Source organism: Devosia sp. (assembly GCF_035944845.1).
In the GTDB taxonomy this organism is placed as follows: Bacteria; Pseudomonadota; Alphaproteobacteria; order Rhizobiales; family Devosiaceae; genus Devosia_A.
Map to the genome: position 1 here is coordinate 1 of NZ_DASZAW010000043.1, position 17746 is coordinate 17746.

Genomic DNA, 17746 nt, shown 5'->3' on the forward strand with positions numbered 1-17746 from the left:
ACCAGATTTTCATGCGGTACTTCAACGCCATCATGACCGACGAAATGACCATTCCTGATGCCGTCGCCAAGGCGGACCAGGAACTGACCCGCTCGTTCGAGCGCATCAAGCGCGTCACCCAGTAGTCCTCCCCCGGACTGCCCGCGTCGGACCCTCGGGTTCGGCGCGGGCACTTGGTTCTCCTCCGGCCCGAGATGGTTATGGCGACGCGACGACTCTCCGACCTCCGCAAGGCGCAGATGCAGGCGGGCTATGTGTTCGTGCTGCCCTCGATCCTGCTCTACGCGGCCTTTGTGCTGGCGCCCGTCGCCATCACCATCATCCTCAGTTTCACCTATTACGACATCAGCTTCGGCGCCGACTGGGTGGGGTTCGAGAACTATGTGCGCTTCCTCACCGAGCCGCGCTCGCTCGAGATCTTCTGGAACACGCTGCGCTTCGCCTTCCTTGCGGTGAGCTTCAACGTGGCGGTCGGGCTGATCCTGGCGCTGGCACTGAACCGGGCGATGCCGACGTTCATGCTCTACTTCTTCCGCCTCGCCTTCTTCCTGCCGGTGATCATCTCGGCGGCGTTCGTGGCGGTGGTGTGGAGCTATTTCTACAGCGTCGATTTCGGCGTCATCAATTACTACCTGGCGCAGCTCGGCATCGGGCAGGTGCCTTGGCTGTCGTCGTCGAAATTCGCCATGACTTCGATCGTCATCATGGATGTGTGGAAGAACACCGGCTTCTTCATGATCATCCTGATCGCGGCGCTGCAGGGCGTGCCCAAGCCGATCATGGATGCTGCCTCGATGGATGGCGCCTCGGCCTGGCGGCGGTTCTCCCGCATCACCCTGCCGTTCATTTCGCCGGTGCTGTTCTTCTGCATCGTCTTCGCCTCGATCGGCGCGCTGCAGGTGTTCGAGTCGATCATGATCCTCACCGGCGGCGGGCCGGGCGACTCGACCCGTTCGCTGTCGATCTACCTGGTTGACGAGGCGTTCGGCAGCTTCGAGCTCGGCTACGCCGCGGCAGTCAGCGTCATCATGATGATCCTCGTTCTCATCATCACCATCATCCAGATCATCGGCTCGCGCCGCTGGGTGCGGGAGTAGCGGCCATGCAGACCAGATCCATGCAGACGCGCGAAGCCAAGAAGTGGGTCGATCGCGCCATCATCGCGGTGTTGCTGCTGATGGGCATCCTGATGCTGATGCCGTTCTTCTGGCTGTTCTCGATGTCGTTCCGCCCGGCGGCCGAGGCCTACAAGATGCCGCCGAGCTTCTTTCCGCCGAGCTTCGACCTCAGCAACTACCAGACGGTGCTCGAGTCCTCGGTGCCGTTCCTCAAGATCTACTGGAACAGCCTTTATGTTGCTGTGCTGGTGACCATCGGCCAACTCGTCACCTGCACGCTCGCCGCCTTCGCTTATGCGCGGCTCAGGTTCCCAGGCCGCGACAGCCTGTTCTTCGTCATGCTGATCGGGCTGATGTTTCCGGCGCAGGTGACGATCCTGCCGATCTACCTCGGCTACGCCAAGCTCGGCCTGCTCAACAACCCGATCGGGCTGGTGCTGATGGGGCTGACCTCGAGCTTCGGCGTATTCATGCTGCGCCAGTTCCTGCGTTCGCAGCCCAAGGAGCTCGAGGAAGCGGCGCTGATGGATGGCGCCGGCTACTTCAAGATCTTCTGGCGCATTTCGCTGCCGCAACTGATGCCGGCGCTCGGGGCGCTCGCCATCATCACCTTCACCGGGGCCTGGAACGCCTACTTCCAGCCGCGGGCGCTGATCACCTCGCAGGACTCGATGACCCTGCCGATCGCGATGGACCTGCTGCGCGGCTACATGAGCCAGGGCAACCTGTCGGTGGTCATGGCCGCGATGAGCATGGCCATCCTCCCCGTCGTCCTCCTGTTCCTCGTCGCCCAGAAGATGGTGATCGAGGGCGTCACTTTCTCAGGCATTCGGGCCTGACCAATGGATTTCAGCATGAGCAAGACCGACAAGCGTTTCATCTACGAAGGCGACCGCCTCGGCCATATCGCCTTTCCCCTCGGCGGCATCGGCGCCGGTGGCCTGGCGCTGTCGGGCAGCGGCAGGCTGGTCGACTGGTCGATCCGCAACCGGCCGGGGCTGCAGAGCTTCAACGGCTACAGCCACTTCGCCATCAAGGCCGAAGCCGGCGGCGAGCTGCTCGATGCGCGGGTGCTGAACGGCCCCTATGAGGGCCTCCCCACCGGCTCGCCGACGACGCGGAAATTCTTCGACGGGTTCGGCTGGGGCGCCAACCGCAACACGCTGGCCGGGGTGCCGCATTTCGAGGGCACCACGTTCACCGGCACCTTCCCGGTGGCCGAGGTGGCGTTCCATGATGCAACCTTCCCCGGCGAAGTGAAACTCACCGCCTGGAGCCCGTTCATCCCGACCAACGAGCGCGATTCCTCGCTGCCGGCGGCGATGTTCGAGATCGCGGTGACCAACTCGGGCAAGGGGCCGATCGACTACACCATCGGCGGGACGCTGGGAAACCACGGCTGCCAGAACGGCCGGCACAGCTATGCCGAAGCGAGCGGAGTGAAATCGCTGCTCCTCACCGCTGCCGACCCGCTGCCGGACTGGCAGACGGGTGACGTGTCGATCGCCACCGATGCCGATGATGTGGATCATCTCGACTACCATTTCCGTGGCCAGTGGTTCGACGATCTCAACCTGTTCTGGCGTGAGTTCGCGCGGGCAGGGCGGCTGCCCGAGCGGCACTACGACAAGCCGCGGCTCAACAGGAACATGTTCGACCAGCCCGAGCACGGCACGCTCGCCGCGCGGGTCACCGTGGCGCCCGGGGAGACGAAGACCATCCGTTTTGCCATCGCCTGGCATTTCCCGGTCGGGCAGGTCTACTGGCGCCCGGGGCAAGTCAACGGCGAGACCGGCACCTGGCGCAACTACTATGCCAGCCAGTGGACCAATTCCGGCGCGGTGCTGGCCGAAGCGTTCGCGCGCTGGGACGAGTTGCGCGCCCCGACCTTCGCCTTCCGCGACACGCTGTTCGGCACCTCGCTCCCCGTGGACATCGTCGATGCGGTACAGGGGACGATGAGCATCCTCCGCACCGCGACGGTGATGCGGCTCGAGAACGGCGAGTTCTGGGCCTGGGAAGGCCAGTTCACCAACGAGGGCAGCTGCGAAGGCTCGTGCACCCACGTCTGGAACTACCAGCAGACACTGCCCTACCTGTTCCCCGGGCTGGAGCGGACGCTGCGCGAGACCGACTACGCCTACAACCAGCTGCCCAATGGCGGGCTGACCTTCCGGCAGATCATCCCGCTCGGCTCGGCCTTCTTTCCGCTCAACCCCTGCGCCGACGGCCAGTTCGGCTCGGTCATCAAGACGTATCGCGACTGGAAGATTTCCGGTGATACCGAGTGGTTGAAGCGGTACTGGCCGAAGGTGCGGGCGGCGCTCGAATACGCCTGGTCGCCCGACAATCCGGACCAGTGGGACCCCGAGCGCACCGGGATCCTCTGGGGCCGCCAGCACCATACGCTCGACATGGAGCTGTTCGGGCCCAACTCGTGGCTCTCGACCATGTATGTCGCAGCGCTGAAGGCCGGTGCCGAAATGGGCCGCGCTGCGGGTGACGCAGCGTTCGCCGCCGAGCTCGACAAGATGGGGCAGGCGGGCGCCGATTACCTCAACCGCGAACTGTTCAACGGCGACTACTTCATCCAGAAGACCGACCTCGGCGACAAGGCGCTGATCGAGAAGTTCGATCAGGCCGCCGGCAAGGTCGGCGTCATCGCCGACGGCTTCATGGAGACATACTGGTCGGACGAGTACGGCCAGATGAAGTACCAGTTCAACGATGGCTGCGCGACCGACCAGATCCTCGGGCAATGGCATGCCGACCTCGCCGGGCTCGGCAGCTTTCTCGACCCCGACAAGGTGAAGACGGCGCTGGCCTCGGCCTACCGCCACAACTATCGGGCCGACCTCAAGGGGCATTTCAACCCCTGCCGGGTCTATGCCTATGAGGACGAAGGCGGCGTGCTGATCGCCACCTGGCCCGCAGGCACCACCAAGCCGGCGGTGCCGGCGCCGTACTCGGAGGAGGTGTGGACCGGGCTCGAATATATGCTCGCCTCGCACCTGATCTTCCGCGGCCTCACCGACGAAGGCCTCGACATCGTCCGCACGGCGCGCGCCCGGCACGACGGGCATCGCCGCAACCCCTGGAACGAGATCGAGTGCGGCAGCTACTACGCCCGCTCGATGTCGAGCTTTGCGCTGGTCAACGCCTGGTCGGGGTTCAGCTACGACCTGACCAAAGGCGAGATCGGCTTTGCGCCGAAGGACACCGGCGACGGGAGCTGGTTCTGGTCGGTGGGCGAGGGCTGGGGCGTGGTGACACGCAGCGGCAACGAGGTCCGCCTCGAGGTGCGCTATGGCAGCCTCGATCTGACAACGCTGAGCTTTGCCGGGACCACTGCCCGCATCGGGCGGAGGCTCGGCGCCGGCGACACCGCAGATCTGGCAATCGGAGGCTGAGCATGGCGGAACTGCAGCTCAAACAGGTGCGGAAGAGCTTCCAGAGCCTCGAAGTCATCCACGGCATCGACCTCACCGTCGAGGATGGCAGTTTCACGGTGTTCGTCGGCCCCTCAGGCTGCGGCAAGTCCACGCTGCTCAGGATGATCTCGGGGCTCGAGGAAACCTCGGACGGCGAGATCTGGCTCGATGGGGCGCGCTGCGACCACCTGCTGCCCTCGGCGCGCGGCATGGCGATGGTGTTCCAGTCCTATGCGCTCTATCCGCATATGAGCGTCGAGGAGAATCTGCGCTTCGGGCTCGAGAACCAGAAGCTGGGCAAGCCCGAGATCGCCGCTCGCGTCGACAAGGCGGCGGAGATCCTGCAGATCAAGCACCTGTTGAAGCGCCGGCCCAACCAGTTGTCGGGCGGGCAGAGCCAGCGCGTCGCCATCGGCCGCGCCATCGTCAAGGAACCCAAGGTGTTCCTGTTCGATGAACCACTATCGAACCTCGACGCCGAGTTGCGGGTGAAAATGCGCTCGGAGATTTCGGCGCTGCACCGGCGGCTCGGCACCACCATGATCTATGTGACGCACGACCAGGTCGAAGCCATGACCATGGCCGACCGCATCGTGGTGCTGCGCGAAGGGGTGATCGAGCAGGCCGGGGCGCCGATCGAACTCTATGCCCGGCCGCGCAACCAGTTCGTCGCCGGCTTCCTCGGCGCGCCGCAGATGAACTTCTTTGCCGGCAGGCTCACGGAGGCGGGAGAACGGCTTGGCGTGGAGCTGAACAAGGGCGGGCCGGTGCTGAACCTCGCGCGTCGCGAGGGGGCGGTGAAACCTGGCGATGCGGTAACGATCGGGGTGCGCCCCGAGCACCTGATCCCCACCGCCAATGGCGCGCTCGCCGTCGAGGTGCTTTCCACAGAAGTGCTGGGCGCCGAAACCGTGCTGCACGGCAAGACCGCCGGCGGCGAGCAGGTAACCGCCACCATGCGCGGCATCCTTGCGACATCGCGCGGCGACACGCTGCGCTTCGAAATTGCTGATGCCTTCACCCACGTGTTCGACGCCAACGGACTGACCCTGCAGCCGACGCGGGCGTGGACGGATGACTATATGAGGAAGATTGCGTGATGCGGATGTGCTGGACAAAAGGCCCCCTCACCCGGCCTTCGGCCGACCTCTCCCCCAAGGGAGAGGTGAAGCTGCGGCACGATCTCGCCCCACGGACACCTCTCCCTGGGGGGAGAGGTCGCCGCGTAGCGGCGGGTGAGGGGGCCTTTGCGGTGGCTCTGCTCGCCCTCTTCGCCACCCCAGCCCTCGCCACCGACTACAGCGTCACCTCCGAGAAGGTGAAAGCCCTCACCGGACCCAACGCGCCGGCGCCGATGAAAGGCCCGGACATCTGCGGCACCGATCTCGGCACCATGGCCGAGATCGACGGCAAGGTCGTGCTGGCTTTCGGCGATACCTTCGGCTGGAACGACAATGCCTGCATCCGCTTCGGGCCGAACTGGCGGTCTAATGTCGTCGCCTTCACTTCCGACCTCGATGCTTCGGACGGCATCGTCATCGACGACTGGGTGAAGGGTGAGGACGGCAAGGCGGTCGAGATCGCCAAGGGCGCGCACCAGGATGCGTTCAAGGGCGAGCAGACCAAGATCCCGACTGCCATGGTGACGGTCGGCGATACGCTCTACCTCCACTACATGTCGGTGAACGGCTTCTCGTCGATGGGCGGCGTATGGCTCTGCAACTGGTCGCGCTTCATCTCCTCCAAAGACGGCGGCAAGACCTGGAGCCCCGGCCCGGACGAGTTCGGCAGCTTCAAATCGAGCTTCAACATGCTGGCGCTCTCGGCCCAATCGGGCGCCGGCAACGAGGATGGCAAGTATGTCTATGCTGTCGGCACGCCTTGCGGCCGCTTTGCCGGGGCGCGCGTCGGGCGCGTTGCGGCCGACAAGGTGCTCGACACCAAAGCCTGGGAGTATTTCGACGGCAACGGCTGGGTCAGCGACCGGGCGCAGGCGGTCGAGGTGATCAAGCCGGGCGCCGGCGAAGGCTCGCTGGTCTGGAACCCCGGCATCAAGCTCTGGATGTACACGACGCTCAACGAGCTGTCGGAAGCGATCGAACTCCGCTTCGCCGAGCGGCCGGAAGGTCCGTGGTCGGCGCCCAAGGTGCTGGCCCGCGGCTCCGACTATGCCCAGGCCTATGGCGCCTACATGACCCCCTCATGGATTTCCGAGGACGGCCTGGCGTTCTGGTTCGTGATGAGCCAGTTCGGTCCGTACAACACCTATGTGATGAAGGCGACACTAACGCCCGATGGGTAAAACTACGGGACTCTGCGCAGTCATATTGGGTCAAGTCGTTAACTCGGGGCTGCGTAGGTTCGAAAGGACCATTGTACCCAGGCTGTTCCATGCAGAAGCGTGGCGGGCCGTTGCCCTCCGACAAGAAGTCGAGCCTCAGGCTTGTTGCCGTTGCGTGGCCCTTCATCGCCATCATTGTCACGCAGGCCATTCTCGCCACCTTCAGCTTGCAGATGGTCACGTCGCTCAGGTCCTATGTGACCGGCGAGAGCATGTGGTCGAAGGGCCAACATGACGCGATCTACTTCCTCAGCCGCTATATCGACACCACCCAGTCGAGCTACCTGGAGCGGCACCGGCAGGCGCTGAGCGTGCCGCTCGGCGACCACGATGCGCGGGTCGCGCTCGAGGCCAGCCCGCCCGACCTCGTGGCGGCGGCGGACGGGTTCCGGCGCGGCGGCAACCATCCGGACGATATTCCGGGGCTGATCTGGCTGTTCCAGAATTTCTCCTGGTTCAGCTACATGAGCGCCGCCATCGAGGATTGGCGCAATGCCGAAGTCACCCTGTTCCAGATGGAGGACCTGGCCGACGAGATGGCGCGGGCAGCCTTGGTGCAGCCATGGCAGCGGCGCGACTGGGCCGAACGGCTCGACGCCATCAACGACCAGGTGACGCCGCTCACCCACGCCTTCTCCAACTCGCTCGGGCAGGGCACGCGGTTCGTGCAGACCAGCCTGCTGGTCGCCAATCTCGCTATCGCGGCTTTGTTCGTGGGGCTGACGCTGTGGCGGCTCAACAGTTTCCTGAGGCATCGTCGCTCGATCGAACACGAGCTGTCCTGGCGCGCCTCGCACGATGCGCTCACCAAGCTGCCAAACCGCGCCGCGTTCGAGCGGGCAGTGGAGCAGGCGATCGCCGACAGCTCGGCGACGGCGCTGCTGTTCGTCGATCTCGACCAGTTCAAGGTGGTCAACGATTCCGGGGGGCACGCCGCCGGCGACGAACTGCTCTGCGTCCTGGCCGATCGGCTGCCGGGCCTGCTCGGGCCTGGGGCTTTGCTGGCCCGGCTGGGCGGCGATGAGTTCGGCGTGCTGCTCAATACCGGTTCGGTCGACGAGGGGCTGATCACCGCGCAGCAGCTGCGCCGCGCGGTAGCCGAGCTACCCTTCGTGTGGAACGATCAGCATTTCGCGGTTTCCGCCAGCATCGGTTTCGTACGCCTCGACCGCACCGTGGGGAGCCTCGCGACGGCGCTGCGGGCGGCTGACATCGCCTGCTACATGGCCAAGGAGAAGGGCCGCAACCGCGTACACGTCTACTCTCCCGATGATGCCGAACAGGCCGAGATGGCCGGCAATATCGGCTGGGTGCAGCGGCTGCAGCGGGCGCTCGACCGCGACAGCTTCGTGCTCTACGCCCAGGACATCGTGCCGCTGAGCCGAAAGGCCGACAGCGAGCATTGCGAGATCCTGGTGCGGCTGGCCGACAATGGCGACCTGATCGGGCCGGGCCGCTTCATCCCGGCGGCCGAGCGCTTCGGGCTGATGCCGCAACTCGATCGCTGGGTGGTGCGTCATGCGCTCGAAGTTATCGCGATGCGCATGGAGCAAGGGGTGAAGCCGCATCGGTGCACCTATGCCATCAACCTCAGCGCACCGGCGATCGGCGACGAAAGCTTCCTGCCGTTCCTCAAGCGGCAGTTCGAGGTGACGGGGGTGCCGCCGCAACTGATCTGCTTCGAGATCACCGAGACCAGCGCCGTCGCCAATCTGGAGCGCGCCGCCGCCTTCATCACCGCACTGAGGGGGATCGGGTGCAAGTTCGCGCTCGATGATTTCGGCGCCGGCATGTCGTCGTTCCACTACCTGAAGCGCCTGCCGGTCGACTACCTGAAGATCGACGGCGGCTTCGTCAAAGGCATGCTGCGCGACAGCACCGACCGGGCGGTGGTCGAAACCATCAACCACCTGGGCCATGTCACCGGCATCAAGACGGTAGCCGAGTTCGTCGAGACGGCGGATGTCCTCGCGGCGCTCGAGGCGATCGGGGTGGACTACGCCCAGGGGTATTTTATGGGGATCCCGAAGCCGTTCGCGGCGGAGGTGGCGGAGGTGGAGCGGTTGTCGGCTTAGGGGGGCTGGATGGTGCGGTATCCTCCCCCGCGTGGCGGGGGAGGGGGACCGCCGAAGGCGGTGGAGGGGGGATGAAATGCCGATGGTTTGGCCGCCCCCTCCACCAGCTTCGCTGGTCCCCCTCCCCCGCCACGCGGGGGAGGATCACGGAGAGGCCGGTGCCTCGCTCACCCCGGCACCGGCGCCGCCGCATCGATCAGCCCCGCCGCCTTGAGATCTCCCCAGAACGCCACCGGGATCGCCTCCTGCAGATAGCCGATATTGCTCGTCACTTCCTCGGGCTTCGCGCCGCCCGGGATCACCGACACGACCGTGGGATGCGCGAGGGGGAACTGCAGTGCTGCGGCCTGCAGCGAGACGCCGTGCTTGGCGCACACCGCCTGGATGCGGCGGACCTTGTCCTGCACCTCTTCCGAAGCGATGCCATAGCCGTAGCGGGCAGTTGGGCCGGGGCCGGTGGCGAGGATGCCGGAGGCGTAGGGGGCGCCGATGATCACCGAAATGCCGTTGTCGAGGCAGCGCTTCAGCCCGGTGCCGAGCGCCGCCTGATCGAGCAGGGTGTAGGGCATGGCGACGATGCAGAAATCGAGCGGCACCTGGGTGGCGAAGCTCAGCAGCGACGGGGCGGCGTTGAGCCCCATGCCGATGGCCTTGATCTGGCCCGACGCCTTCAACTCCTCGAGCGCCTTGATGCCACTGCGGACCATGTCCTCCATGCGGGGGCCATCGGGGTTGCTGGCGAGCGAGGCCTCGGGGTCGTGAATCAGCAGCGCATCGACGCTGTCGAGGCCGAGCCGCAGGAGGCTCTGCTCGTAGGAGCGCATCACCCCGTCATAGCTGTAGTCCCAGACGATCTCCATGTTCAGCCCGCCGCCCCAGGGGGTGCGGTCGAAGGTCCTGGGGTCGGCCGGGCGACGGAAATAGCGGCCGACCTTGGTGGTCAGCAGAAACTGATCGCGCGGCTGATCGATGAGGAAATCGCCGACCCGGTGCTCGCTGAGGCCACGACCATAGAACGGCGCGCTGTCGAAATAGCGCACCCCGCCGTCCCAGGCGGCTTTCAGCGTGGCATGCGCCGTCTCGCCGGAGACGCGGTGGTACATGCCGCCCAGATGGGCGGCGCCGAACCCCATGGGCGGCAGTTCGAGAGCGGTGGAGCCGACGCGATGCCGGTCGGTGAGCTTGATGGACATGGTCGGTGCAATCGGTTCGAAATGAAAATCAGGGTGCAGTAGCGGCGATAGGATGGTTCGGCGGGCGGAAGGCTGAGGCCACGTCGTCGCTCGCCGAAACCGGGGCGTCGCGATAAAGGAAGCAGGTGGCGAGCCGCTCGCTGTCGGGCACGTATTTGGGCGGCAGGTTATCCCAGCACATCTCCATGACATGCGGGCAGCGCGGCGCGAACTTGCACCCCGGGTTGGGGCGGGCAGCGGAGGCCTCGGACACCGGTATCTCCTCGCCGCCCCAGGCCTTGGAAAGGTCTGGCAGCGGGATCGAGGAGACCAGCAGCTGCGAGTAAGGGTGTTTTGGCGTGCCGATCACCCGCTCCACTGCGCCGGCCTCCGAGACGTTACCGCGATAGAGGATCAGGATGTTGTCGCAGATCTGGAAGGCGGTGGTGAGGTCGTGGGTAATGTAGACGATCGAAATGCCGAGCTCGCGGTTGAGCGTCTTCAACTCGTCGAGAATGGTGGCGCGCAGCGACGCATCGACCATCGACACCGGTTCGTCGGCGACGATCAGCTTGGGCCTGAGCAGTACGGCGCGGGCCACCATGATGCGCTGGCGCTGGCCGCCGGAGAGTTCGTGCGGGAAGCGGCCGAGTGTATCCTGGGGCCTGAGGCCGACCCGCTTCAGCGCATCCTCGATCATGGCCCGAGCGGCGCTTTCGCTGTCGGCGAGCTTGTAGCGTTTCACCGGGGTCTCGAGCACGTGGTCGATCCGGTAGAACGGGTTGAAGACGTCGAAGGGATCCTGGAACACCGGCTGCACTTCGCGGCGGAACTGCCGCTGCTCGGCGCCGGTCATCCTGGCGACGTCCTTGCCCTGGTAGAGCACCTGGCCATGCGAGGGGTTGATGAAGCCCAGCATCATCCGCGCCAGCGTGGTCTTGCCGCTGCCGCTCTCGCCGGCCACGGCGGTCATCGACGGGCTGGTGTCGGACAGCGACAGGGTGACGTCGTTGAGCGCGGTGAAGGCGCCATAGGTCTTGGTGACACCACGCATTTCAATGAGTGTGGTCACGGGCGGAGCTCCTGGTGGGCACGGGTCATCGGCGGCAGCGGCGGCAAAGCCGCATGCTCCGGATAGAGGTGGCAGGCGGCGCTCTGGCCCGGCGCCACTTGCTGCAGCAGCGGCGTCTCGCGCCGGCAGCGCTCGAAGGCGAGGGGGCAGCGCGGATTGAAGCTGCAGCCGGGCGGCAGGTCGACCAGCGGCGGCGGCAGGCCGGGGATGCCGGTGAGCTCGCGCTTCACTTCGATGCCGGGGAGGCTATCGACGAGAAGCCGGGTGTAGGGGTGCTTGGGGCTCTCGATCATCTGGCGCACCGGGCCGATTTCGACGAGCTTGCCGGCATACATCACGCCCACCGTATCGGCGAACTGGGCGATCAGCCCCATGTCGTGGCCGATCAGCACCACGGCAGCGCCGAGCCCATCCTGCAGGCGGCCGAGCGTCTGCATCACCTGGCGCTGCACCACCACATCAAGGGCACTGGTGGGCTCGTCCGCGACGATCACCTTGGGCGAGAGCGAGGTGGCGATGGCCATGGCGGCGCGCTGCTTCATGCCGCCCGAGAGTTCATGCGGGTAGCGGCGCGCTACTTCCGGGGCGAGGCCGACATTCTTCAACAGCTCCTGGACACGCGCGTCGAGCTCGGCGCGCTTCATCCCCGGCTTGTGGGCGACGATGGCGTCGATCATCTGCTCTTCGAGCCGCATCACCGGGTTGAGCGAGCTCATGGCGCCCTGCGGGATCAGGGCGATGTCGCGCAGTCGCGTTTCGCGCAACTCCTTGGTGCTCATCTTGAGAATGTCGCGGCCGTCGAGCTCCACCGAGCCGCCGGCGATGCGGCCGGGGGCGCGGGTGAGGCGCATCAGCGCCGTCGCCATCGTGGTCTTGCCCGAGCCGCTCTCGCCGATCAGCCCGAGCCGTTCGCCGGGCCGCAGCGAGAACGATACATCGTTCACCGCCTTGGCCGGGCCCTTGCCGGTGTCGTAGTGGACGTTCAGACCTTCGACGACGAGGATGGGTTTCAAGTCTCGAGCGACAGACATCAGCGCCTCGCCAGCTTGGGGTTGGCAAAGCGGTCGAAGCCGACCGAGGTCAGGAACAGGCCGATGAAGATCAGGGCGATCACCACGATCGGCGGGCCCCACCACCACCAATAGCCGCGCAGCACCGCCGAGGATTGCTGGCTCCAGTAGATGGTGTTGCCGAGCGTCATTTCGTCGAGCGCGCCGAGGCCGAGCGCCTCGAGGCCGATGACGGCGAGGATCGAGCCCGAGACGGTGCCGACGAAGCTCGCGACGATATAGGGCATCAGGTTGGGCATGATCTCGGTGAAGAGGATTTCCCACTGGCTCTCGCCGTTCACCCGCGCCACTTCGACATAGGATTTCTCGCGGATGGTGAGCACCTGGGCCCGCACCGTGCGGGTGGTGAACATCCAGCCGAGCGAAGCCACCACCAGCGCCATGATCACGGTGTTCATGCGGTCGATATTGCCGGCAATGATGACGAGGATGGCGATGGCCGGCACGGTCAGGAGCGCGTCGGAGATCACCCGGATGACGGCGTCGACGATGCCGCCGAAATGCCCGGCGATCAGCCCCAGCGCGGTGCCGAAACCGACGCCGATGAAGCCGGCGATCAGCCCCATCTTCAACGTGTTGGGGGTGGCGTAGATCAAGAGAGTCCACATGTCGCGGCCCTGGGAATCCGTGCCGAGGAGGTACTCGGCGCCGGGGGGTCTGCGCGGCCGCACGGCGCCGACCTGAGCATTCACCGCATCGACGAAGAACGGGCCGATGACGCTGAACAGCACGATGGCGAGGAGGATGCCGAGGCCGAGCAGCAGGACGCCGCTGATCCGGCCCTGCTCGTAGTTGCGCCGGAGGGAGGTCAGAAAGCTCATCGCCGGATCCTCGGGTCAAGCAGTGGGTAGATGAGGTCGACGAGGAACAGCAGCACCGCGAGCGAGACGATCAGCATCAGCACCACGCCCTGGATGACGAAGTAATCCTGGCCGCGGATCGCGACATAGAGGAGCGAACCGAGTCCTGGGTAATTGAAGATCACCTCGACCAGCACGGCGCCGGACACCACCGAGCCGAGCGACAAGGCCAGGGCGGTGACCTGGGCGAGCAGTGCATTGCGCATGCCGTACCAGACGAAGATGCGCTGCGGGTGCAGCCCCTTGGCTTCGGCGAAGGTGATGTAATCTTCGCCCAGGACCGAGACCATCTGGCTGCGCATGCCGAGGGCCCAGAAGCCGATATTGCCGAGGATAATGGCGAGGCAGGGGAGGAACGCGTGCCGCAGGATATCCTCGGTGGTGGCCCAGTCGAGCCGCATGATGCGGGTGGTGTCGACGCCGCCGGCGGGTGGGAACCACTTCAGCACCACGGCGAAGAAATAGATCAGGATGATGGCGAGCAGGTAGAACGGGATCGAGGTCAGGATCATCATCAGCGGCACGATCGACTTGATGGTGCGCCCCGATCCCGGCCAGGCCAGCCGGGCGCCGAGGAGCGAACCGACGCTGAAGGCGATCAGGGTGGCGACCGCCAGCAGCGTCACCGACCAGGGCAGCGCATTGCCGATCATGGTCGAGACCTTCTCGGGGAAGTTGGCGAACGACACGCCGAGATCGAGCCGGAACAGGTCGAGCCAGTAGTTGAGGTACTGCTCGAGGATCGGCGCATCGAGCCCGTACTTGGCGCGATAAGCGGCCGACACGGCCTGGATATCGACATTCTGCGCGCCGCCAGTGGTCTGCAGCCGGGCCAAGGCGGTCTGCACCGGATCGCCGGGAAGGAGGCGCGGAATGATGAAGTTGATGCTCACCGCGACGAAGACGATCAGCAGCAACTGGCCGAAGCGGGTGGCGAGGTAGCGGAGGAGTTCGCGGCTCATCGGAGGACCAATTCGGTGGTGGTGCACCGCAAACACCAAATACTCGATGTCATCCCTGCGAAAGCAGGGACCCAAGCCTCCGCCAGCGCCAGCCGATAGTTGGGTCCCTGCTTTCGCAGGGATGACACCGGTGGGTGTTGCACTACTCAGTCTCCCAGGAACTGTTGGTCAGGTCGCGGGCGGCAGTAAATGCCGCCCGCGGAGGTCGAGGCCGGCGCTTACTGCGCGCCGGTGGGCTTCAGGTTGTGGATCACCACGTTGAACGCTTCCCACGGGGTGTACGGGGCAACGTACGGGTCGGCCGCGGACGGCCAGCCGGTCCAGTAGGTGTTGTTGAAGGTCACCACATGGTACTCCTCGAGCATGTCGATCTGCGGCAGGTCGCGCAGCGCGATGTCGAGGGCCGCGACGGCGTTCTTCATGTACTCGGAGTTCGGATCGGTATCGGCCGGGACGGCGTCCATGGCATCGATCAGCTTGTCGTATTCCGGGTTCATGTAGCGTGAGGCGGCGATGGCGTTCGGGATGTTCTCGCCGAGCGGCCGGGCGAACTTCGAATGGTAGTGCTGCAGGGTCTCGAGCGGTTCCGACAGGCTGCCGCAATGGACGAAGATCATGGTGTCGAAGTTGCCCGACTGGATGTCAGGCAGCCAGGTATCGTCCACCGGAGCCTGCACCGCATCGAAGCCGGCGTTCTTGAACTGCTGGGTCAGCGGGGCGAGCGTCGGCTGGATAAAGGCCGGGGTGCGCACCGTGACGGTCAGCGGCTTGCCATCCTTGGCCCAGAGGCCATTGGCGTCCTTGGCGTAGCCTGCCTTGGTCATGTACTCCTCGACCTTGGCCGGATCGGGATTGTCGAGATTGTACTTGTCGAGCACGGCCTTGAGCGGGCTGCCCTCGCCGAGCCAGGTGCCGGCCATGTAGTTGGAGAAGGCGAAGGTCACCGGCTTCTGGCCGCCTTCGTAGCCGATGTCGTTGATGGCGGCGCGGTCGATGGCATAGTTCATCGCATAGCGGACGTTCACGTCGTTCCACGGCTCACGCATCTGGTTGAACACCAGCGAGTAGTCGCAGCCATCGGGAGCGCCCCAGTTCGGGCCTTCGGCGTTCCACGAGCTGAGCTTGTCGTTCTGGGCGCGGGCGGCCTCGAAGGTGCCGATCAGGAGCTGGCGGCCACCGTCGATCTGGTTGGCGATGTGCAACTGGCCCATCGCGTCATCGCTCGATACCGGGACGAGCGTGATGCGCTTGGGGGCCGGCAGATCCTGGAAGCCGACCTTGGCGCCCCACCAGTCGTCGCGACGATCGAAGATCTCCTGCTGGTTGGTGGTCGAGACCAGCTTGTAGGCGCCGGTGCCGACCGGCCAGCCCTTGGCCGGGTCGTAGTTGGTGAAGGTCGCGATGTCCTGACCTTCCCAGATATGCTTGGGCAGGATCGGGTAGTGGTTCTCATGGCCAAGGGCCAGGAAGTCGCGCACGAAGCGCGGCGCGGCCTTGGTGAAGTTGATGGTGACGTTCAGCGGATCGACGACGGTGACATCCTTGATCCACTCCTTGAACGCTGCCGAGCCGCCGACTTCCGGCGGGGCATCGCGCACCGCCTCGAGGGTGAACTTCACGTCGTCGGCGGTGAACTTGGTGCCATCCGACCACTCGACGCCGTCACGCAGCTTGATCGAGGCGCTCATGAAGTCCGGAGCATACTCGAAGCTCTCGGCCTGCCAGGGGATCAGCGTGCCGTCGTTGAGGTTGGTATAGAACAGCGCCTCGTTGATGGTGATCTGCATCACATCGCGCTGGTGGGTGACCGAAGTCAGGTAGGGGTGCCAGTTCTCGGTATTGGCGAACTGCGCCGGCTGGTCGCCCCACGGGGTCAGCACCAGGGTTTCGTTGCGCGGCATGTCGGCCACCTGCGCGAGCGCGGTCGATGCCAACAACGGCACCGCCAGCAGCGCGATGGCGCCGCCGATGAGGTGCTGCTTGATGGATGCACGGTTCATAATGGTCCTCCTCCGGCCGGTTCGCGGCCACTCGTTGAATTGCTCCGAGGCGGGGCAGGGCCTCGCCACCTGGTCGCTTCTCCTCGCGGGTCCCCCATCCACCGGGTCATCCCCGCGAAAGCGGGGACCTCCGTTTGCGATGGTGCGGCAGGCGAGAAAACAGAGGTTCCCGCTTTCGCGGGAATGACCCGGTGGATGGGATGAGATCCCGCCCACCGGCCTCGATACTCAGAGCGCCATCTTCTCGATGGCGTCCTTGCTCAGTCCGTGGCCGAAGCCGGGCTCGTCGCTGACCACGACGTAGCCATCCCTAGGGACGGCCATGCCGGGATAGTTGTTGGTGTGCTTGAGCGGGATACCGGGGGCGCCGCCGACGAAATACTCACCCCAGCGCGAGTTGGGCGCCGAGTAGTTGAAGTGCTGACCATAGGGCGTGTTCATGCCGGCATGGCAGATCACTTCCAGGCCCGAGGCATCGGCGATGGCGGTGATCTTCTGCACCGCGGTGAAGCCGCCGACCCAGTTGATATCGGGCTGGAAGATATCGACGACGCGATCCTTGGCCGCCTCGAAGAAGGTGTAGGGGGTGTACCAGTGCTCGCCGGTGGCCAGCGTCTGCCAGGGCAGGCGTTCGCGCAGCGCCTTGTGCGAGGTGTGATCCTCGGGGATCAGACAATCTTCCATCCACTTGAGGTTGAACGGCTTCAGCCGATGCGCGAGGCGCACAGCGAACTCGACGTCGAAGGCCATCCAGCAATCGAGCATCAGCTCGACGTGCGGGCCGATCAGTTCGCGCGCCTTGCCGACAAAGGCTTCGTTCTTGTCGAGCGCTTCGAGCCCATCGGCGGTGCCGTAGGGGCAGGCGAGCTTGGTGGCCTTGAAGCCCAGCTCCATGTGCCAATCGGTATCGTTGCCGGTGGCGTAGCAGAACTGCTTGTCGCGGGCTGCGCCGCCGGCGAGCTCGTATACCGGCAGCTTCAGCACCTTGCCCTTGAGGTCCCACAGCGCCAGGTCGATGCCGCTGATGGCATAAGAGGCAAGGCCCGAGGAGGAGTAGGGGGAGGTGATGCGCATCATCATGTCCCACAGCTTCTCGGTGGCGAGCGCGTTCTCCTCATGCAGCAGCGGGCCGATATGGTCGTTGATCAGGCTGATGGTGGGCTGGCCGTAGCCGGTGACGCCGAAGCCCCATGAGCCGTCATCGGCGGTGACGATGACACCGACCGCCGGGAAGGCATTGTTCCAGCTCGAGCGCAACGCCTTGTAGCGCGGGTAGCGCGACATCGGGTTGGCGACTTCGGCATCCTTGGTCCAGGGCGGCCGGCGCGCCGTGCCCTTGTCCTTGCCCTCGTCGTAAATGCCGCCGGCAATCGGGTTGGTGATGGCAAAGGCTTCGATACTCTTGATCTTCACTCAAAATCTCCTGGTCGTCGTATTTGGTCGGGCGCCGGCGGCGGCAGGTCAGTTGGGGATGCAGGGCGTTCGCCTAGGCGGCGCGTGCACTGGCCTCTCGGTGCTCCTCCACCGTGAAACGGGGGAGGGGGACCGCCGAAGGCGGTGGAGGGGGCGGCAGGATGCGCCGGTGTGTGTGGTCGCCCCCTCCACCAGCTTCGCTGGTCCCCCTCCCCCGCTGCGCGGTGGAGGA

Annotated in this window: 13 protein-coding genes; 6 read left to right on the top strand and 7 right to left on the bottom strand. The window is 65.3% G+C overall.

Annotated elements, in window-relative coordinates; translation table 11 throughout:
* Window positions 1–200: 200 nt before the first annotated feature.
* The 6 genes from VGV07_RS06775 to VGV07_RS06800 all read left to right on the top strand — a co-directional run bounded on the left by VGV07_RS06775 (window position 201) and on the right by VGV07_RS06800 (window position 8965).
* A complete protein-coding gene (locus tag VGV07_RS06775; RefSeq protein ID WP_326867930.1) occupies window positions 201–1097 on the top strand; it encodes a sugar ABC transporter permease in 897 nt (298 codons plus the stop codon).
* Window positions 1098–1102: 5 nt separating this feature from the next.
* Window positions 1103–1957, top strand: coding sequence for a carbohydrate ABC transporter permease (locus VGV07_RS06780; RefSeq protein WP_326867931.1), 855 nt, complete (start codon window positions 1103–1105; stop codon window positions 1955–1957).
* Between the two features lie 15 nt (window positions 1958–1972).
* A complete protein-coding gene (locus VGV07_RS06785) occupies window positions 1973–4528 on the top strand; it encodes a GH116 family glycosyl-hydrolase (protein ID WP_326867932.1) in 2556 nt (851 codons plus the stop codon).
* Between the two features lie 2 nt (window positions 4529–4530).
* A complete protein-coding gene (locus tag VGV07_RS06790) occupies window positions 4531–5649 on the top strand; it encodes a sn-glycerol-3-phosphate ABC transporter ATP-binding protein UgpC (RefSeq protein ID WP_326867933.1) in 1119 nt (372 codons plus the stop codon).
* Between the two features lie 152 nt (window positions 5650–5801).
* Complete coding sequence (locus tag VGV07_RS06795) at window positions 5802–6851, top strand: DUF4185 domain-containing protein (protein ID WP_326867934.1); 1050 nt, start codon at window positions 5802–5804, stop codon at window positions 6849–6851.
* Between the two features lie 89 nt (window positions 6852–6940).
* Window positions 6941–8965, top strand: coding sequence for a putative bifunctional diguanylate cyclase/phosphodiesterase (locus VGV07_RS06800; RefSeq protein ID WP_326867935.1), 2025 nt, complete (start codon window positions 6941–6943; stop codon window positions 8963–8965).
* A gap of 167 nt (window positions 8966–9132) precedes the next feature.
* Here VGV07_RS06800 and VGV07_RS06805 read toward each other — a convergent pair whose 3' ends face one another.
* The 7 genes from VGV07_RS06805 to VGV07_RS06835 form a co-directional block, all read right to left on the bottom strand.
* On the bottom strand, window positions 9133–10158 hold the full coding sequence (locus VGV07_RS06805) for an aldo/keto reductase (RefSeq protein ID WP_326867936.1): 1026 nt from the start codon (window positions 10156–10158) through the stop codon (window positions 9133–9135).
* A gap of 28 nt (window positions 10159–10186) precedes the next feature.
* A complete protein-coding gene (locus tag VGV07_RS06810; protein ID WP_326867937.1) occupies window positions 10187–11209 on the bottom strand; it encodes an ABC transporter ATP-binding protein in 1023 nt (340 codons plus the stop codon).
* A complete protein-coding gene (locus tag VGV07_RS06815; protein ID WP_326867939.1) occupies window positions 11206–12240 on the bottom strand; it encodes an ABC transporter ATP-binding protein in 1035 nt (344 codons plus the stop codon). Before VGV07_RS06815 ends, VGV07_RS06810 begins: the two co-directional genes overlap by 4 nt.
* Window positions 12240–13100 (bottom strand): ABC transporter permease, encoded by an 861-nt coding sequence (locus tag VGV07_RS06820; RefSeq protein WP_326867940.1) that lies wholly within the window; start codon window positions 13098–13100, stop codon window positions 12240–12242. Before VGV07_RS06820 ends, VGV07_RS06815 begins: the two co-directional genes overlap by 1 nt.
* Complete coding sequence (locus VGV07_RS06825; RefSeq protein WP_326867941.1) at window positions 13097–14101, bottom strand: ABC transporter permease; 1005 nt, start codon at window positions 14099–14101, stop codon at window positions 13097–13099. The genes VGV07_RS06820 and VGV07_RS06825 overlap by 4 nt, the downstream gene beginning before the upstream one ends.
* A gap of 218 nt (window positions 14102–14319) precedes the next feature.
* Entirely contained in the window at window positions 14320–16101 is a 1782-nt protein-coding gene (locus tag VGV07_RS06830; protein WP_326867942.1) for an ABC transporter substrate-binding protein, read from the bottom strand.
* 228 nt (window positions 16102–16329) lie between these two features.
* Complete coding sequence (locus VGV07_RS06835; protein ID WP_326867943.1) at window positions 16330–17514, bottom strand: enolase C-terminal domain-like protein; 1185 nt, start codon at window positions 17512–17514, stop codon at window positions 16330–16332.
* Window positions 17515–17746 lie beyond the last annotated feature (232 nt).

Bases quoted from the DNA above. Each gene is read 5' to 3' on its own strand.
- VGV07_RS06800 (WP_326867935.1), top strand. From the start codon at position 6,941: ATGCAGAAGCGTGGCGGGCCGTTGCCCTCCGACAAGAAGTCGAGCCTC.
- VGV07_RS06825 (WP_326867941.1), bottom strand. From the start codon at position 14,101: ATGAGCCGCGAACTCCTCCGCTACCTCGCCACCCGCTTCGGCCAGTTG.
- VGV07_RS06785 (WP_326867932.1), top strand. From the start codon at position 1,973: ATGAGCAAGACCGACAAGCGTTTCATCTACGAAGGCGACCGCCTCGGC.
- VGV07_RS06790 (WP_326867933.1), top strand. From the start codon at position 4,531: ATGGCGGAACTGCAGCTCAAACAGGTGCGGAAGAGCTTCCAGAGCCTC.
- VGV07_RS06780 (WP_326867931.1), top strand. From the start codon at position 1,103: ATGCAGACCAGATCCATGCAGACGCGCGAAGCCAAGAAGTGGGTCGAT.
- VGV07_RS06830 (WP_326867942.1), bottom strand. From the start codon at position 16,101: ATGAACCGTGCATCCATCAAGCAGCACCTCATCGGCGGCGCCATCGCG.
- VGV07_RS06815 (WP_326867939.1), bottom strand. From the start codon at position 12,240: ATGTCTGTCGCTCGAGACTTGAAACCCATCCTCGTCGTCGAAGGTCTG.
- VGV07_RS06775 (WP_326867930.1), top strand. From the start codon at position 201: ATGGCGACGCGACGACTCTCCGACCTCCGCAAGGCGCAGATGCAGGCG.
- VGV07_RS06820 (WP_326867940.1), bottom strand. From the start codon at position 13,100: ATGAGCTTTCTGACCTCCCTCCGGCGCAACTACGAGCAGGGCCGGATC.
- VGV07_RS06805 (WP_326867936.1), bottom strand. From the start codon at position 10,158: ATGTCCATCAAGCTCACCGACCGGCATCGCGTCGGCTCCACCGCTCTC.